This is a genomic window from Streptomyces sp. NPDC007808 (genome assembly GCF_042868655.1).
Lineage (GTDB): Bacteria > Actinomycetota > Actinomycetes > Streptomycetales > Streptomycetaceae > Streptomyces.
In genome coordinates this window covers 1-17,273 of sequence record NZ_JBIAEQ010000020.1, presented here as the reverse complement: position 1 = coordinate 17,273, position 17,273 = coordinate 1, and the positions used below count along the sequence as shown (strand labels likewise).

Annotated in this window: 16 protein-coding genes; 12 read left to right on the top strand and 4 right to left on the bottom strand. The window is 71.7% G+C overall.

The genetic code is table 11. The features are described 5' to 3' along the window. The first annotated feature begins 299 nt into the window (after positions 1-299). Positions 300-923, top strand: a complete 624-nt coding sequence (locus ACFYNL_RS39695) for a TetR/AcrR family transcriptional regulator (protein ID WP_388813144.1) — start codon at positions 300-302, stop codon at positions 921-923. 20 nt (positions 924-943) lie between these two features. Here the strand turns inward: ACFYNL_RS39695 and ACFYNL_RS39690 are convergent, their stop codons facing one another. Both ACFYNL_RS39690 and ACFYNL_RS39685 read right to left on the bottom strand, forming a co-directional pair. Beyond that, positions 944-1,894, bottom strand: a complete 951-nt coding sequence (locus ACFYNL_RS39690; RefSeq protein ID WP_388813142.1) for a DeoR/GlpR family DNA-binding transcription regulator — start codon at positions 1,892-1,894, stop codon at positions 944-946. A gap of 166 nt (positions 1,895-2,060) precedes the next feature. Beyond that, positions 2,061-3,509 (bottom strand): NAD(P)H-quinone dehydrogenase, encoded by a 1,449-nt coding sequence (locus tag ACFYNL_RS39685; protein WP_388813140.1) that lies wholly within the window; start codon positions 3,507-3,509, stop codon positions 2,061-2,063. Between the two features lie 96 nt (positions 3,510-3,605). Between ACFYNL_RS39685 and ACFYNL_RS39680 the strand changes: the two genes are divergently transcribed. The 3 genes from ACFYNL_RS39680 to ACFYNL_RS39670 all read left to right on the top strand — a co-directional run bounded on the left by ACFYNL_RS39680 (position 3,606) and on the right by ACFYNL_RS39670 (position 6,984). Next, on the top strand, positions 3,606-4,043 hold the full coding sequence (locus ACFYNL_RS39680) for a gamma-glutamylcyclotransferase (protein WP_388813139.1): 438 nt from the start codon (positions 3,606-3,608) through the stop codon (positions 4,041-4,043). Positions 4,044-4,147: 104 nt separating this feature from the next. Next, complete coding sequence (locus ACFYNL_RS39675) at positions 4,148-4,972, top strand: purine-nucleoside phosphorylase (RefSeq protein ID WP_388813136.1); 825 nt, start codon at positions 4,148-4,150, stop codon at positions 4,970-4,972. A gap of 380 nt (positions 4,973-5,352) precedes the next feature. Next, complete coding sequence (locus ACFYNL_RS39670; protein ID WP_388813134.1) at positions 5,353-6,984, top strand: phospho-sugar mutase; 1,632 nt, start codon at positions 5,353-5,355, stop codon at positions 6,982-6,984. 286 nt (positions 6,985-7,270) lie between these two features. Here ACFYNL_RS39670 and ACFYNL_RS39665 read toward each other — a convergent pair whose 3' ends face one another. Then, positions 7,271-7,981, bottom strand: a complete 711-nt coding sequence (locus ACFYNL_RS39665; RefSeq protein ID WP_388813131.1) for a PH domain-containing protein — start codon at positions 7,979-7,981, stop codon at positions 7,271-7,273. A gap of 238 nt (positions 7,982-8,219) precedes the next feature. On the opposite strand from ACFYNL_RS39665, the gene deoC reads away from it, so the two are divergent. The 5 genes from deoC (at position 8,220) to ACFYNL_RS39640 (ending at position 12,782) form a co-directional block, all read left to right on the top strand. Further along, the gene (gene deoC, locus ACFYNL_RS39660) at positions 8,220-9,179 is read left to right on the top strand and encodes a deoxyribose-phosphate aldolase (protein WP_388813147.1); all 960 of its coding nucleotides are present in this window, start codon (positions 8,220-8,222) and stop codon (positions 9,177-9,179) included. A gap of 5 nt (positions 9,180-9,184) precedes the next feature. After that, a complete protein-coding gene (locus ACFYNL_RS39655; RefSeq protein WP_388813129.1) occupies positions 9,185-10,642 on the top strand; it encodes an aldehyde dehydrogenase family protein in 1,458 nt (485 codons plus the stop codon). After that, the gene (locus ACFYNL_RS39650) at positions 10,643-11,560 is read left to right on the top strand and encodes an aldehyde dehydrogenase family protein (protein WP_388813127.1); all 918 of its coding nucleotides are present in this window, start codon (positions 10,643-10,645) and stop codon (positions 11,558-11,560) included. It begins immediately after the preceding gene. A 189-nt stretch (positions 11,561-11,749) separates the two neighbouring features. Continuing rightward, a complete protein-coding gene (locus tag ACFYNL_RS39645) occupies positions 11,750-12,388 on the top strand; it encodes a uridine kinase (protein WP_388813124.1) in 639 nt (212 codons plus the stop codon). A 58-nt stretch (positions 12,389-12,446) separates the two neighbouring features. After that, entirely contained in the window at positions 12,447-12,782 is a 336-nt protein-coding gene (locus ACFYNL_RS39640) for a DUF6281 family protein (protein WP_388813121.1), read from the top strand. A gap of 183 nt (positions 12,783-12,965) precedes the next feature. Here the strand turns inward: ACFYNL_RS39640 and ACFYNL_RS39635 are convergent, their stop codons facing one another. Further along, complete coding sequence (locus ACFYNL_RS39635) at positions 12,966-13,787, bottom strand: SigE family RNA polymerase sigma factor (RefSeq protein ID WP_388813118.1); 822 nt, start codon at positions 13,785-13,787, stop codon at positions 12,966-12,968. A 263-nt stretch (positions 13,788-14,050) separates the two neighbouring features. On the opposite strand from ACFYNL_RS39635, the gene afsQ1 reads away from it, so the two are divergent. Genes afsQ1 through ACFYNL_RS39620 form a run of 3 tightly spaced genes read left to right on the top strand, consistent with a single transcriptional unit; the run spans position 14,051 to position 16,916 of the window. Further along, the gene (gene afsQ1, locus ACFYNL_RS39630; RefSeq protein ID WP_062722075.1) at positions 14,051-14,728 is read left to right on the top strand and encodes a two-component system response regulator AfsQ1; all 678 of its coding nucleotides are present in this window, start codon (positions 14,051-14,053) and stop codon (positions 14,726-14,728) included. After that, positions 14,725-16,305: an ATP-binding protein gene (locus ACFYNL_RS39625; RefSeq protein ID WP_388813115.1), complete on the top strand. Its 1,581-nt coding sequence runs from the start codon at positions 14,725-14,727 to the stop codon at positions 16,303-16,305. The genes afsQ1 and ACFYNL_RS39625 overlap by 4 nt, the downstream gene beginning before the upstream one ends. Continuing rightward, positions 16,305-16,916 (top strand): hypothetical protein, encoded by a 612-nt coding sequence (locus tag ACFYNL_RS39620; protein ID WP_388813112.1) that lies wholly within the window; start codon positions 16,305-16,307, stop codon positions 16,914-16,916. The genes ACFYNL_RS39625 and ACFYNL_RS39620 overlap by 1 nt, the downstream gene beginning before the upstream one ends. The last annotated feature ends 357 nt before the right edge of the window (positions 16,917-17,273 follow it).

Below are 17,273 nucleotides of genomic sequence, written 5' to 3'. Positions count from 1 at the left end.
CAGCCGCTGAACGCCCACAAGTCGGGCACCATCAAGGGCCTGTCCGCCGAAGTCGGCGCCTCCCTCACCTCCGGCGCAGCCATCTGCGAGATCAAGGACTGACGTCGGCGAGGACTTCCGTACGGCATCCCGGGGCGCCCGGTGGACCGCAGCAGTCGGTCCACCGGGCGCTTCGTCGTGTCGGTGGCATCCTGGAGGCACATCGAGGCGCGAGCGAGGGCGGGTGAGCCATGACGGGCGCTACCTCACACGGCACTGCGGGGCACGGGCCCGAGACGGCACCGAGCCGGCCGCGGCCCATGCGCGCCGACGCCCGCCGCAACCACGAGCGTCTGCTCACCGTGGCCCGCGCCGCCTTCGCCGAGCGTGGCACGGACGCCTCCCTGGAGGACGTGGCGCGCCGGGCGGGCGTCGGCATCGGCACCCTCTACCGTCACTTCCCCAACCGTGACGCCCTGTTGAGCGCCGTCTTCGAGGACGCGGTGGGCGAACTGCTGTGCCGTTCCCGCGAACTGTTGCGCGCCCCGGAGCCCTGCGCGGCCCTGGTGACCTGGCTGCGCGAGATGGTCACGCACGCCGGTGAGTACCGCGGTCTGGCCAGGTCCCTGATGTCCGTGTCGTACGACACCACCTCGGCGCTGGCCCGTTGCAGCGACCCGATCCGCGCGGCGGGCGGCGCCCTGCTGACGCGGGCTCAACAGGCGGGGACGGTCCGTCCCGACGTGGCGATCGGCGACCTGCTCCAGCTCACCCACGCGATCGCGCTGGCGGCGGAGCAGACACCGGATGACCCGGAGCTGGCGGACAGGCTGCTGCAGCTGACGCTGCGGGGACTGGAACCCGCCCAGGGGCGCGGGGAACCGCTCGACCAGCCACCACCCGCACGCACCCGCACGACGGCCCACGCCCCTACGGCGAACTGACGCCGCCGCGGATCCGCGACCTAACGCCGCCGCAGATCCGCGACCCGGGCCCGCTCCCGCTCGGCCCCTTGCTCCCCGAGCACCGTGGCGGCCGACCGCAGCCCCGACCCCGCACCCGGCACCTGACCCCTGCGCGGCCCCGGCAGGGCGCGGCGCCGAGCCGGGACCTCGTCACCCCCCGACGCTCCCGTCGCCCCAGCGACGGCGATCTGCACCCCCTGATCGGCAAGGGCCTGCAATTCGGTGTGGGCACGGTCGTCATGGCCCGGCGGCTCGTCGGTGACCAGTCGCGTGATGACATCCGTGGGCACCGTCTGGAACATCGTGTCGGTGCCGAGCTTGGTGTGGTCGGCGAGGACGACGACCTCCGCGGCCGCCTGGACGAGTGCCCGGTCGACGGACGCCGAGAGCATGTTGGACGTGGACAGGCCGCGCTCGGCGGTGAGCCCGCTGCCGGAGATGAAGGCCCGGGACACCCGCAGCCCCTGGAGGGACTGCTCGGCGCCACTGCCCACCAGCGCGTAGTTCGACCCGCGGAGCGTGCCGCCGGTCATCACGACCTCGACCCGGTTGGCGTGGGCGAGGGCCTGCGCCACCAGGAGCGAGTTGGTGACGACGGTCAGTCCGGGCACCCGCGCGAGCCGGCGGGCCAGCTCCTGGGTGGTGGTTCCCGCCCCGACGACGATCGCCTCGCCCTCCTCCACGAAGTTCGCGGCGAGGTCGGCGATGGCCGTCTTCTCGGCGGTCGCGAGATGTGACTTCTGCGGAAAGCCGGACTCCCGCGTGAACCCGCCCGGCAATACCGCACCGCCATGTCGGCGGTCGAGGAGTCCTTCTGCCTCCAGTGCGCGCACGTCCCGCCGTACGGTCACTTCGGAGGTCTGGACGACGCGGGCGAGCTCCCGGAGCGACACGGCCCCGTTCGCTCGCACCATTTCGAGGATCAATTGGCGACGTTCTGCAGCGAACACGAAACTGACAGTAACCCCAACGACCGTCTGCTTTCAGCAGTTTGCGCCGAATAAACGAAGTTGTTCGCACGCGAGGGCAAGGAGTGGTATAGGGCCTAGTCCCGCCGACTATGCCGTACGCATGCTCGACAACTCCCTGTGACCAGCGGGGAGTTGATTCCGGCCGCTAGATCTCGCCGCCGGACTTGCGGGTGTGCAGCTGCCGTGCCACCTCGGCGATCGAGCCCGAAAGGGAGGGGTACACGGTGAAGGCGTTCGCGATCTGTTCGACCGTCAGATTGTTGTCGACCGCGATCGAGATCGGGTGGATCAGTTCCGAGGCGCGCGGCGCCACGACCACACCGCCGACCACGATGCCCGTGCCCGGCCGGCAGAAGATCTTGACGAAGCCGTCCCGGATGCCCTGCATCTTGGCGCGCGGGTTGCGCAGCAGCGGAAGCTTGACGACCCGGGCGTCGATCTTGCCCGCGTCCACGTCCGCCTGCGTGTAGCCGACGGTGGCGATCTCCGGATCGGTGAAGACGTTCGACGACACGGTCTTCAGGTTCAGCGGGGCCACCGCATCGCCCAGGAAGTGGTACATGGCGATACGTCCCTGCATGGCGGCCACCGACGCGAGGGCGAAGACCCCGGTGACGTCACCGGCCGCGTACACACCCGGCGCGGTCGTCCTGGAGACCTTGTCGGTCCAGATGTGCCCGGACTCGCGCAGCTTGACGCCGGCCTCCTCCAGGCCCATGCCCTCGGAGTTCGGGATGGCGCCGACGGCCATGAGGCAGTGGGTGCCGCTGATGACACGCCCGTCGGAGAGGGTGACCTCCACCCGGTCGCCGACCCGCTTGGCGGCTGCGGCGCGCGAGCGCGCCATGACGTTCATGCCGCGCCGCCGGAAGACGTCCTCCAGCACGGCGGCGGCGTCCGGGTCCTCACCCGGAAGCACGCGGTCCCGGGACGACACGAGGGTGACCCGCGACCCGAGCGCCTGGTAGGCGCCGGCGAACTCGGCACCGGTGACGCCCGAGCCGACCACGATGAGTTCCTCGGGCAGCTCGGTGAGGTCGTAGACCTGGGTCCAGTTCAGGATGCGCTCGCCGTCGGGCTGCGCGTCGGGCAGCTCGCGGGGGTGCCCGCCCGTGGCGATGAGCACGGCGTCGGCGACGAGCGTCTCCTCGGTGCCGTCGACGGCCCGCACGACGACCTTGCGCGACCCGTCGAGCGCCTGCATGCCCTCCAGCCGCCCGCGCCCGCGCAGCACCCGGGCACCGGCCCGCGTGACCGAGGCGGTGATGTCGTGCGACTGCGCGAGGGCGAGCCGCTTCACACGCCGGTTGACCTTGCCCAGGTCGACGCCCACGACACGCGCGGGCGTGTCGACGTACGGAGTGTCGTCGGCGACGATGATTCCCAGCTCCTCGTACGAGGAGTCGAAGGTCGTCATCACCTCGGCCGTGGCGATGAGTGTCTTGGAGGGCACGCAGTCGGTGAGCACCGACGCCCCGCCCAGACCGTCGGCGTCGACGACGGTCACCTCCGCGCCGAGCTGCGCGGCCACCAGGGCCGCTTCATATCCGCCGGGTCCGCCACCGATGATCACGATCCGAGTCACGTACTCCATTGTCCCGCACACCTCATCGTGGGACCGCCCGGGGGCCCGCCCGAGACACCACTGTTACGGGAGGGACTGAGGATTCACCTGCCGTACCCTCTCCCCATGTCGCTCTACGCCGCCTACGCCGGCAATCTCGATGCGCGGCTGATGACCCGCCGCGCCCCGCACTCGCCGCTGCGCGCCACCGGCTGGCTCAACGGGTGGCGGCTGACGTTCGGGGGTGAGCAGCTGGGCTGGGACGGCGCGCTGCCGACGCTCGTCGAGGAGCCGAAGGAGCAGGTCTTCGTCGCGCTGTACGACATCGCCCCGATGGACGAGGAGTCCCTGGACCGCTGGGAGGGTGTCGGCCTCGGCATCTACCGCCGGCTCCGGGTCCGGGTGGACACGCTGGAGGGCGAGGAGTCGGCCTGGGTGTACGTCCTGAACGGCTACGAGGGCGGGCTGCCGTCGGCGCGGTATCTCGGGGAGATCGCGGACGCGGCGGAGTCGGCGGGCGCGCCGCACGACTACGTCATGGAGCTGCGCAAGCGCCCCTGCTGAGGCCCGCACGCCGAGCCCTTCGTCGGAAACGACAAGACAACGATCGCCATCCCGTGACGTCTGTCATCTACGCGCGTAGGCCCAAACCGGCTACCCTCAGTCGCGTGAACGCATCTCTTCTTCCGGACGACATCCAGGGCGACCCGCACGCCGCCGCCGACGCCGCCGCCGCTCGCCTGCGCGAACTCACCGGCGCCGAGACCCACGACGTCGCCCTTGTGATGGGCTCCGGCTGGGCTCCGGCCGTGGACGCCCTGGGCGCACCCGACGCCGAGTTCCAGGTCACCGAGCTGCCCGGCTTCCCGCCTCCGGCGGTGGAAGGGCACGGCGGCAAGATCCGCTCGTACCGGATCGGCGACAAGCGCGCCCTGGTCTTCCTGGGCCGTACGCACTACTACGAGGGCCGCGGCGTCGCCGCCGTCGCGCACGGCGTCCGCACCGCCGTGTCGGCCGGCTGCAAGACGGTCGTCCTCACCAACGGCTGCGGCGGCCTGCGCGAGGGCATGCGCCCCGGCCAGCCGGTCCTGATCAGCGACCACATCAACCTCACCGCCACCTCCCCCATCATCGGCGCCAACTTCGTCGACCTCACCGACCTCTACTCCCCCCGCCTGCGCGCCCTGTGCAAGGAGGTCGACCCCACGCTGGAGGAGGGCGTCTACGCCCAGTTCCCCGGCCCGCACTACGAGACGCCGGCCGAGATCCGCATGGCCCGCGTGATCGGCGCGGACCTGGTCGGCATGTCGACGGTCCTCGAAGCGATCGCCGCGCGTGAGGCGGGCGCGGAGGTACTGGGCATCTCCCTGGTGACGAACCTCGCCGCGGGCATGACGGGCGAGCCGCTGAACCACGAGGAGGTCCTCCAGGCCGGCCGCGACTCGGCTGCGCGGATGGGCTCGCTGCTGACGCAGGTGCTCGACAGGCTCTGAACGCACCAGGGGCCCGGACCGCACAACGGAGGGAGAGCCGCGTACGGCGGTAAGGGGCCGTGCCGGGGGGTGCCCGCCCGCAGTGACCGGCGTCAAGAAACAGCACTTCTCAGCCGCACCCCCACCGCCGGTCCGAGGACGGACACCCCCCGGCACGGCCCCGCCCCACCCACCACCCCCAGGCGCTACGCACACCCCCACAACCCCGCACAGGCGCCGCAGGCACCGCGCACCCCCACCGCACCCGCACAGGCGCCGCAGGCAGTCCGCACCCCCACCCACCCCGCACAGGCGCCGCAGGCACCCCGAACCCCCACCCGCCGCAGGCACCCCGCATCCCTCCCAAGCCGCAAGCACCGACAACGAGAGGCTGACCCGACGTGCACGACGATCTCATCGCCCGGGCCCAGGCATGGCTCGCCGAGGACCCCGACCCGGAGACCCGCGACGAGCTGGCCGGGCTCATCGACGCCGCGGACGTCGATGAGCTCGCCGCGCGCTTCAGCGGCACCCTCCAGTTCGGCACCGCCGGCCTCCGCGGCGAACTCGGCGCCGGCCCCATGCGCATGAACCGCACGGTCGTCATCCGCGCCGCCGCCGGCCTGGCCGCGTACCTCAAGAAGAACGGCCACGAGGGCGGCCTCGTCGTCATCGGCTACGACGCCCGCCACAAGTCCGAGGACTTCGCCCGCGACACCGCCGCCGTGATGACCGGCGCCGGCCTCCGCGCCGCCGTACTCCCCCGCCCCCTCCCCACCCCGGTCCTCGCGTACGCGATAAGGCACCTCGGCGCGGTGGCCGGCGTGGAGGTCACGGCCAGCCACAACCCGCCCCGCGACAACGGCTACAAGGTCTACCTCGGCGACGGCTCCCAGATCGTCCCGCCCGCGGACGTCGACATCGCGCAGGAGATCGCGGCGATCCCGTCCCTCACCGTCGTGCCCCGCCCCACAGAGGGCTGGGACACCCTCGACGACAGCGTCCTGGACGCCTACCTCGCCCGCACGGACGCCGTCCTCGGCCCGGACACCCCCCGCACCGCCCGCACCGTCTACACGGCGATGCACGGCGTCGGCAAGGACGTCCTCCTCGCCGCCTTCGAGCGCGCCGGCTTCCCCGCCCCCGCCCTCGTCACCGAGCAGGCCGACCCCGACCCGGACTTCCCCACCGTCGCCTTCCCCAACCCGGAAGAGCCCGGCGCCATGGACCTGGCCTTCGCCAAGGCCCGGGAGACCGACCCCGACCTGGTCATCGCCAACGACCCGGACGCCGACCGCTGCGCCGTGGCCGTCAAGGACGGCGAGGACTGGCGGATGCTGCGCGGCGACGAGGTCGGCGCCCTGCTCGCAGCCCACCTGGTCGCCCGCGGAGCACAGGGCACCTTCGCCGAGTCGATCGTCTCCTCCTCCCTCCTCGGCCGGATCGCGCAGAAGGCGAACCTCCCGTACGAGGAGACCCTCACCGGCTTCAAGTGGATCGCCCGCGTCGACGGCCTGCGCTACGGCTACGAGGAGGCCCTCGGCTACTGCGTCGACCCCGAGGGCGTCCGCGACAAGGACGGCATCACGGCCGCCCTACTCATCACCGAGCTCGCCTCCGTCCTCAAGGCCGAGGGCCGCACGCTCCTCGACCTCCTCGACGACCTGGCCGTGGAGCACGGACTGCACGCCACCGACCAGCTCTCGGTGCGCGTCCAGGACCTGACGGTCATCGCGAACGCCATGCGACGGCTGCGCGAGCAGCCGCCGACCGCGCTGGCCGGCCTGCCCATCACCCGCGCCGAGGACCTCACCCGGGGCACCGACACCCTCCCGCCCACCGACGGTCTGCGCTACACCCTCGAAGGCGCCCGCGTGATCGTCCGCCCCAGCGGCACGGAGCCCAAGCTGAAGTGCTACCTGGAGGTCGTCGTCCCGGTGTCGGCCCACGCCGATCTCCCGGCCGCCCGGGCCAAGGCGACCGAGCTGCTCGCGACGATCAAGCAGGACCTGTCGGCGGCGGCCGGCATCTGAGGAGCCCTGCACGGCTGACCGGTCCTCGCCCCGGGCCGAGCCCCGGTCGACCTACCCCGAGGGGGTGCCCCCACCCGGCGGCACCCCCTCGGGTGATTTCCCGACGCAGGTCGACGCGGGCTCGCCGCCCCACCCCACCCACCCCGGGCGACGGTGGAGCGGAAACGCATCACCGATCAGCCTGGAGCCCGGCAGGCACCATCCCGCACCTCAACCGACCGACAGCACGCACCCCACCCCGACACACCACCCGACCGACCGCACCCTGACCCCGATCAGCCCGCGATCAGCCCGCGACCAGCAGGATCACCAACACCACGGCCCCGGCGAGCGCCGGCCCCACCACTTCGTAGGCCCACCGCACGGTCACCTCACCCTGCGCGGACTCCGCGCTCTGCCTGTGCTCCATCAGCTGCCGCAGGTCGTCCATGACCTTGTCGGTCTCGGCGCGCATGGGCCCGTCCGTGTCGACGTCGCCGCGCGGCGCCCCGAAGCCGAGACCGCCGAACCCCGCGCCGCCGATCCCGCCGATCCCGCGTCCCGGGCGCTCGCCGCGCGCGGCGGCGCTCCGCTCCGCGTCCGCCCGGGCCGTCCGGCGCGCCGCCTTCTTGCGGGCCCGCAGCGAGACCGGGACGGCCCAGAGCTGGTACTTGGTGCCGGACTCGGTCACGACCTCGTTCGAGTAGCCGGACCGCAGCGTGGCGACCCGCGCCCAGGGCAGCACGATGACGCGGAGCGGGTTGCGGATGCGCAGCCGCTCCTCGTTGGCGTAGACGGCGGGGCGCAGGGTGAACGCGGACACCAGCGGCACGACGAGGATCAGTGCCGCGAGCGCCAGCCACTGCGTGCGGCCCTCGCCGCGGACCAGGGCGTCGATACCCAGCCAGAGCACGATGACCAGCAGGGCGACACCGCCCACGATGCCCAGGGGCGAGCGGTAGACGCGGTCCTTGGACACGGGGGCCGGGGTGGCGGGCGGCTGCTCGGGGGTCGTCATGGGGCCGATTGTGCCGCATGGCCCCCGGGCTCGGGCGAACGCCCGTTCGCCGTGCGGATCACGGCTGGGTGCGCGCGTACGGCAGGTGAAACGGGCGACCCCCGACGCACCGCACACAGGAGCCCGCTCCTCGGCGCGTTTCCGCCGCCGACGGGTCCGGGTCGGGTTCGCAATTCATCGGATCCCGCCCTCCGGGGTGTACAGCCGCTACGCGCGTAGATATGCTCGTCTGGTGACCATGCCCACCAATGCATCTGCCGCAGCACACGCACTCACGGACGTCACCTCGTCCGACAGCACGCTGCGCCGCTTCCTCCACGGGCTGCCCGGCGTCGACGCGGTCGGCCTGGAGGCGCGCGCCGCGTCCCTCGGCACCCGTTCCATCAAGACGACCGCCAAGGCGTACGCCATCGACCTCGCCATTTCGATGGTCGACCTGACGACGCTGGAAGGCGCGGACACCCCGGGCAAGGTCCGGGCGCTCGGCGCCAAGGCGGTCCTCCCCGACCCGACCGACCGCACGACCCCGTCCACCGCGGCCGTCTGCGTCTATCCCGACATGGTGGCCGCAGCCAAGGCGGCCGTCGCCGGGTCGACCGTGAAGGTCGCCTCGGTCGCCACCGCCTTCCCGGCGGGCCGCGCCTCGCTCTCCGTCAAGCTGGCGGACGTGCGCGAGGCCGTGGCGGCGGGCGCCGACGAGATCGACATGGTCATCGACCGCGGGGCGTTCCTCGCGGGCAACTACATGAAGGTGTACGACGAGATCGTCGCCGTGAAGGAGGCCTGCGGGGCCGCCCGCCTCAAGGTCATCTTCGAGACCGGCGAGCTGTCGACGTACGACAACATCCGGCGGGCGAGCTGGCTCGGCATGCTGGCCGGGGCGGACTTCATCAAGACCTCCACCGGCAAGGTCGCCGTCAACGCCACGCCCGCGAACACGCTCCTCATGCTGGAAGCCGTACGCGACTTCCGCACCCAGACCGGCATCCAGGTCGGCGTGAAGCCGGCCGGCGGTATCCGCACCTCCAAGGACGCCATCAAGTTTCTCGTACTGGTCAACGAGACCGCCGGTGAGGACTGGCTGGACAACCACTGGTTCCGCTTCGGCGCCTCCTCGCTCCTGAACGATCTGCTGATGCAGCGTCAGAAGCTGGCCACCGGCCGCTACTCCGGCCCCGACTACGTGACGGTGGACTGATCACCATGGCATCGGCATTCGCATACGCACCGGCCCCCGAGTCCCGCGGAGTCGTCGACATCGCGCCCTCGTACGGCCTGTTCATCGACGGCGAGTTCGTGGAGGCGGCCGACGGCAAGGTCTTCAAGACCGTCTCGCCGTCCACCGAGGAAGTCCTCGCCGAGATCGCCCGGGCCGGCGAGGCGGACGTGGACCGCGCCGTGCGGGCGGCCCGCAAGGCGTTCGAGAAGTGGTCGGCGCTGCCCGGCTCCGAGCGCGCGAAGTACCTGTTCCGCATCGCCCGGATCATCCAGGAGCGGTCGCGTGAGCTCGCCGTCCTCGAAACCCTGGACAACGGCAAGCCCATCAAGGAGACCCGCGACGCCGACCTCCCGCTGGTCGCCGCGCACTTCTTCTACTACGCGGGCTGGGCCGACAAGCTGGAGCACGCCGGCTTCGGCCGGTCGCCGCGGCCGCTGGGCGTCGCGGGCCAGGTCATCCCGTGGAACTTCCCGCTGCTGATGCTGGCGTGGAAGATCGCCCCCGCCCTCGCCACCGGCAACACGGTCGTCCTGAAGCCCGCGGAGACCACGCCCCTGTCGGCCCTGTTCTTCGCGGACATCTGCCGTCAGGCGGGTCTGCCCAAGGGTGTCGTCAACATCCTTCCCGGCTACGGGGACGCGGGCGCCGCGGTCGTCGCGCACCCGGACGTGGACAAGGTCGCCTTCACCGGCTCCACGGCCGTCGGCAAGGCGATCGCGCGGACCGTCGCCGGCACCCGCAAGAAGGTCACCCTCGAACTGGGCGGCAAGGGCGCGAACATCGTCTTCGACGACGCCCCCATCGACCAGGCCGTCGAGGGGATCGTCAACGGGATCTTCTTCAACCAGGGCCAGGTGTGCTGCGCCGGCAGCCGTCTGCTCGTCCAGGAGTCGATCCAGGACGAGCTGCTGGAGTCCCTCAAGCGCAGGCTCTCCACGCTGCGCCTCGGCGACCCGCTGGACAAGAACACCGACATCGGCGCGATCAACTCCGAGGAGCAGCTCACCCGCATCACCTCCCTCGTCGAGCAGGGCGAGGCGGAGGGCGCCGAGCGCTGGTCCCCGGCCTGCGAGCTGCCCGAGAGCGGCTACTGGTTCGCGCCGACGCTGTTCACCAACGTCACCCAGGCGCACACCGTCGCCCGCGACGAGATCTTCGGCCCGGTCCTGTCGGTGCTCACCTTCCGCACGCCGGACGAGGCCGTCGCCAAGGCCAACAACACCGCGTACGGCCTGTCCGCGGGCATCTGGTCGGAGAAGGGGTCGCGGATCCTCGCCGTGGCGAACAAGCTCCGCGCGGGCGTCGTGTGGTCCAACACGTTCAACAAGTTCGACCCGACCTCGCCGTTCGGCGGCTACAAGGAGTCGGGCTTCGGCCGCGAGGGCGGCCGCCACGGCCTGGAGGCGTACCTCGCCCCGTCGAGCCCGGAGGGCGAGCGATAAATGAGCACCGTTGACAAGAACGACAAGACCGAGCGCGCCGGGCGGCTCTCCGTCTTCAAGACCTACAAGCTGTACGTCGGCGGGAAGTTCCCGCGTTCCGAGAGCGGCCGGGTGTACGAGGTGACGGACTCGAAGGGCAACTGGCTGGCGAACGTACCCCTTTCGTCCCGCAAGGACGCCCGTGACGCGGTGGTCGCGGCCCGCAAGGCGTTCGGGGCGTGGTCCGGCGCGACGGCGTACAACCGCGGTCAGATCCTCTATCGCATCGCCGAGATGCTGGAGGGCCGCCGCGAGCAGTACGTCCGCGAGGTCGCCGACGCCGAGGGCCTGTCGAAGTCGAAGGCGGCGGCGCAGGTCGACGCGGCGATCGACCGCTGGGTCTGGTACGCGGGCTGGACGGACAAGATCGCCCAGGTGGTCGGCGGCGGCAACCCGGTGGCCGGCCCGTTCTTCAATCTCTCCTCCCCGGAGCCGACGGGCGTCGTCGCGATCGTCGCCCCGCAGGAGTCGTCCTTCCTGGGCCTGGTCTCGGTCGTCGCCCCGGTGATCGCGACCGGCAACACGGCGATCGTGATCGCGTCCGAGAAGTCCCCGCTCCCCGCCCTCTCCCTCGGCGAGGTCCTGGCCACCTCCGACCTCCCCGGCGGTGTGGTGAACGTCCTCTCCGGCCGTACGGCGGAGCTCGCGGCGCCCCTGGCCTCGCACCAGGACGTCAACGCGATCGACCTCGCGGGCGCCGACGACGACCTGGCGAAGGAGCTGGAGATCGCCGCCGCGGACAACCTCAAGCGCGTCCTTCGTCCACAGCCTGTGGATTACGCGGCCACCCCCGGGACCGACCGCATGACGGCGTTCCTGGAGACCAAGACGGTCTGGCACCCGACCGGGTCGCTGGGTGCCTCCGGCTCGTCGTACTGAGGTCGACGGGCACCGAGACCGGAGAGCCGTGCTTCCCCTCCGTCCAGGGGAAGCACGGCTCTTCGCCGTCATCCGTTCGATGCGCACCGCAAGCAGTCGGGCACGCACCGTGTCCGGCGTGTGACGCGCGCATCAAAGCCGACCCGCGGGGTCGTTCCGGGGGCCGGCCATGCCTCACACTGGTGTCCCGTGAGTTCCCAACCGCCCATACCGACGCGCGTCGTGCTGCTCTGCGGCCCCTCCGGCTCCGGCAAGTCCCTGCTCGCCGCCCGCTCCGGTCTTCCGGTCCTGCGGCTCGACGACTTCTACAAGGAGGGCGACGACCCGACGCTGCCCCTGGTCCCGGGGAGCTCCGACATCGACTGGGACCACCCCGACTCCTGGGACGCGGACACCGCCGTGGCCGCGATCGTGTCGCTGTGCCGCACGGGACGTACGAACATCCCGGTGTACGACCTCTCCCTCAGCGCCCGCACCGGCGAGGAGGCCGTCGAGATCGGGCGGACCCCCCTGTTCATCGCGGAGGGCGTCTTCGCCGCGGAACTGGTCACCCGCTGCCGGGAACTGGGTGTGCTGGCCGACGCGCTGTGCCTGAGCCGCGGCCCGGTGAAGACGTTCCGCCGCCGTTTCCTCCGCGATCTGCGGGAGGGCCGCAAGTCGGTGCCCTTCCTGCTGCGCCGCGGCTGGCGCCTGATGCGTCTGGAGCGTTCGATCATCGCCCGCCAGACCGCCCTGGGCGCCCACGCCTGCGACCGGGACGAGGCCCTCGTCCGGCTCACCGCGGCTGCCGCGGGCAGCTGCCCGGTGGCTGCGACGCCGGCGAGCTGAACGACTCCCTGCGCCTTCTCCGTCGTAGATCCGAGATCCCGCGACGGAAAGGGCGACGATGAAGCGTGCGGCTCAGCTGGTGACAATGGCGGCACTCGTGGCGGCGGCCGGATGCACGGGCGCGAGCACCGAAGGTGTGAGCGGCTCGGCCTCCTGCTCGGGGCTGGTGACTTACGACAGCCGCGGCTACCTGCCCACCGAGAAGTCCGTCCTCACCGTCGGCGAGCGGCTGGGCACCGCCACCGTAGCGGGGTGCGACGACACCCCGAACGACTCGGACCCAGGCATCCCCGAGAGCACGACCGGCGCCTACGCGATCGAGGGGGCCGACCCCACCGAGGCCATCGCCGTGGGGGACAGCCCCGCCGAGGCGGTGCCGATGGCTGCCCGCTGACCGCACAGCGAAGCGGGACTGGACGGACCCCCCGGCCCTCCAGCCCCGCTCTGGCTGTGCTCCACCGCTTCCCCCGTGGTGGAGCACCCCCCGTTCCCCCGTTGGTCCCCCCCCCCCCGAGGGCCCCCCGGCCCCCCGTGGTCCCCCCACTGCTGCCGCTCCCCCGAACGGCCCCCCGAACCTTCAGGCCACAAGCTCCCCGAAGGCGTCCTCCTCGTCACGGCCGAAGCTGAGGACCTCGTCCTCGCGCAGCCGGCGGAGCGACCGCCAGATGCTGGACTTCACCGTGCCGACACTGATGTCGAGGATCTCCGCGATCTCCGGGTCGGTGCGGCCCTCGTAGTAGCGCAGGACCAGCATCGTCCGCTGGAGTTCGGGCAGCCGGGCCAGCGCCTGCCACAGGACCGCGCGCAGTTCGGTGCCGCGCATCGCGTCCGTGTCGCCGGGCGTCTCCGGCAGTTCCTCGGTCGGGTACTCGTTGAGCTTGCGGCGCCGCCAGGCGCTGATGTGCAGATTGGTCATGGTCCGCCGCAGGTACCCGCCGACGGCGGCCTTGTCGCTGATCCGGTCCCAGGCCCGGTAGGTCGAGAACAGGGCGCTCTGAAGCAGGTCCTCGGCCTCGAACCGGTCGCCGGTCAGGTGGTAGGCGGTGGCGTACAGGGAGGCGCGGCGCTCCTGGACGTAGGCGGTGAACTCCGCCTCCGACAGCGAGCGACGCCGCTCCCCCGAGTCCTCCCTGTACGCGGATCCCCCGACCGTACCCATGGCGGCTACCGCCGCGGGCTCCCCCGTGAAACCGTCAACCACCGTCATGTACGACTGCTGCGCATGCCCGGTGTGCTGACGCCCGATGCCGCGAGCGCACCCCCGCCCTCCCCCACGCTCGAATCCGCTCGCGCGGGAGGGACCCCCCTCCGCACCGGACTTCTCCGAACTCCGGCCCCCGTTCACGTCGTGCAGACGCGTGATCACTGCGCTGGTGCTGGTGCCGTGCAGCGTGTTCATCTCGCGCCCCCCGTCGTGGACTTCCGGTGTTCAGCTCGTGCGTCGTGCGGTCTTGCGACTTGCTGTCCTGCCTGTGCCGAAAAGCTTGCCCGGGCACCTTCATGGCCGTGTCCGCCGACTGTCACAGACCTGTCACAGGGGACCGCCCGTGAGGCGACCCGTACGTCGGGGACGGCGCACGCCGGGAGAAGCGCTACGTGCGCGTAGCCGTACAGCTCGTACAGGTGTCGAAAGACCGCCCCGCATGGGCCAGAATGACCCCCGTGCCTTCCCTGTTGCTGATCGAGGACGACGACGCCATCCGCACGGCCCTGGAGCTCTCACTGACGCGCCAGGGACACCGTGTGGCCACCGCTGCCACCGGTGAGGACGGCCTGAAGCTGCTGCGCGAGCAGCGGCCGGACCTGATCGTGCTGGACGTGATGCTGCCCGGCATCGACGGGTTCGAGGTGTGCCGGCGCATCCGGCGCACCGACCAGCTGCCGATCATCCTGCTGACCGCGCGCAGCGACGACATCGACGTCGTGGTCGGACTGGAGTCCGGCGCGGACGACTACGTCGTCAAGCCCGTGCAGGGACGCGTCCTCGACGCCCGGATCCGGGCGGTGCTGCGGCGCGGTGAGCGGGAGTCGAACGACGCGGCGAGCTTCGGCAGCCTGGTCATCGACCGCGCGGCGATGACCGTCACCAAGAACGGCGAGGACCTCCAGCTGACCCCGACCGAGCTGCGCCTGCTGCTCGAACTGAGCCGCCGGCCGGGCCAGGCCCTGTCCCGCCAGCAACTGCTGCGCCTGGTCTGGGAACACGACTACCTCGGCGACTCGCGCCTCGTGGACGCCTGCGTCCAACGGCTGCGCGCCAAGGTCGAGGACGTGCCCTCCTCCCCCACCCTGATCCGCACGGTCCGTGGAGTCGGTTACCGCCTGGACGCGCCTCAGTGACGGACGAGCAAGAAGAGTCCCGCGGTTGGTTCGCGGCTCGCAAGGGAGTGTGGTCGAGGCTGCGGTTCACCAGCCTGCGGCTGCGGCTGGTGGTCGTCTTCGGTCTGGTGGCGCTCACGGCTGCCGTGTCGGCGTCGGGGATCGCCTACTGGCTCAACCGCGAGGCGGTGCTCAAGCGCACCCAGGACGCGGTGCTGCGCGACTTCGAGCAGGAGATGCAGAACCGCGCGGGCCTGCTGCCGCAGGAGCCGACGCAGGACGAACTGCAGCACACGGCCGGGCAGATGGCCAACAGCAGCCAGCGCTTCAGCGTGCTGCTCGTCGCCCGGGACGCCGACGGCAAGACCGTGTTCGGCAGCTCCGGCGGCCTGGACGGTTTCACGCTCGCGCAGGTGCCCGAGTCCTTGCGCACCGCCGTGAACGACAAGCAAGAAATCAACTCCTCCAACAAGTCCGAGTACCACCTGTACTGGCAGCGGATCGTCGACGGCGACACCCCGTACCTGGTCGCCGGTACGCGGGTGATCGGCGGTGGCCCGACCGGCTACATGCTCAAGCCCTTGGACCAGGAGGCCAAGGACCTCAACTCCCTGGCCTGGTCGCTCGGCATCGCCACGGGCCTCGCCCTGATCGGCTCCGCGCTGCTCGCGCAGGCCGCCGCCACGACCGTGCTGAAGCCCGTGCACCGCCTCGGCGTCGCCGCCGGCCGCCTCGGCGAGGGCAAGCTGGACACCCGTCTGCGGGTCTCCGGCACGGACGAACTGGCCGACCTGTCACGGACTTTCAACAACGCCGCCGAGGCGTTGGAGAAACGGGTCGCCGACATGGCCGCCCGCGACGAGGCGTCCCGCCGCTTCGTGGCCGACATGTCCCATGAGCTGCGTACACCCCTCACCGCGATCACCGCCGTGACGGAGGTGCTCGAAGAGGAACTGGAGGCGGAGTCCGGGTCCATGGACCCCATGATCGAACCCGCCGTACGCCTCGTCGTCAGCGAGACGCGCCGCCTGAACGACCTCGTCGAGAACCTCATGGAGGTCACCCGCTTCGACGCGGGCACGGCACGCCTGGTCCTGGACGACGTCGACATAGCCGACCAGATCACCGCCTGCATCGACGCGCGCGCCTGGCTCGACGCGGTGGACCTGGACGCCGAGCGCGGCATCATGGCCCGCCTGGACCCGCGCCGTCTGGACGTCATCCTGGCCAACCTGATCGGCAACGCCCTCAAGCACGGCGGCTCCCCGGTCCGCGTGACGATCCGTGAGGCGGACGACTCGATCGTGATCGACGTACGCGACCACGGCCCGGGCATCCCCGAGGACGTCCTCCCGCACGTCTTCGACCGCTTCTACAAGGCCAGCGCCTCCCGCCCCCGCTCCGAGGGCAGCGGCCTCGGCCTGTCCATCGCCCTGGAGAACGCCCATATCCACGGCGGCGAGATCACCGCCGCCAACTCCCCCGAGGGCGGCGCGGTGTTCACCCTGCGCCTGCCCCGCGACGCCTCGGAGCTGACGGGACAACCGGACGGCGACGAGGGCAAGGGAACGGACACCGCGAAGAAGGGGGACGCCTGATGACGAAGCGGGTACGCCGCCTCCTGGCACTCTCCGCGCTGGGCACCACCGTCCTGGCCGGCTGCGGCATACGGTCCACCGAGGTACCGACCGACTTCGGCCCCGCGCCCTCACGCGTGCACTGCTCCCTCTCCGAACCGAGCGTGTCGACGCAGGCGGCGCGCGGCCTCCCCGTGCAGGTCTTCCTGCTGTGCGGCTCCCAGTTGGTGGCCGTCGAGCGCACGGTGCGGGTACCCGACGGCACCGCCGACTCCGAGCGCCGGGTGCTGGTCGCCCAGGGCCTGCTCGACGAGTTGGACGCGACGCCGTCGCCCGACGAGAAGGAGGCCGGCTACACCTCGGACGTCCGCGGCGCCATGAGCGTGAGCGGCCCCGGCCCCGACGACCCCGAAGAGGCACTGCGCCTGAGCACACCCCCCAGCGACCTCACGTCGTACGCCCTCGCCCAGATCGTCTGCACCTTCTCCGACTCCACGGCCGCCGAGGGCGACGGCTCGGTCGTCCTGGGCGGCCCCGAGGGCACCTCCTTGCGCCGCTACGAATGCACGGACGAGGTCCGCACGAGACCGGGCAGCAACGAACCGCCGTCGACGGAGATCACGGAGCCCTGACCACCCCACAGCCGCCCACCCACCCCGCGGCCGCCCGCGGCGGAAGGGCACCGCACCGGAGAGCGCCCGTCAGCCGCGTACGGCGGCAGGGACCGTACCGGAGAGCGCCGGTCAGCCGCGTACGGCGGTAAGGGACCGTACCCGGGAGCGCCCGTCAGCCGCCGACGGCGGAAAGAAGCCGCACCCCCACCGACCGTCAGCCGCGTACGGCGGTAAGGGACCGTACCGGAGAGCGCCCGTCAGCCGCCGACGGCGGTAAGGGGCCGTGCCGGGGGGTGCCCGCCCGCAGTGACCGGCGTCAAGAAACAGCACTCTCCGACGTACCCCCACCGCCGGTCCGAGGACGGACACCCCCCG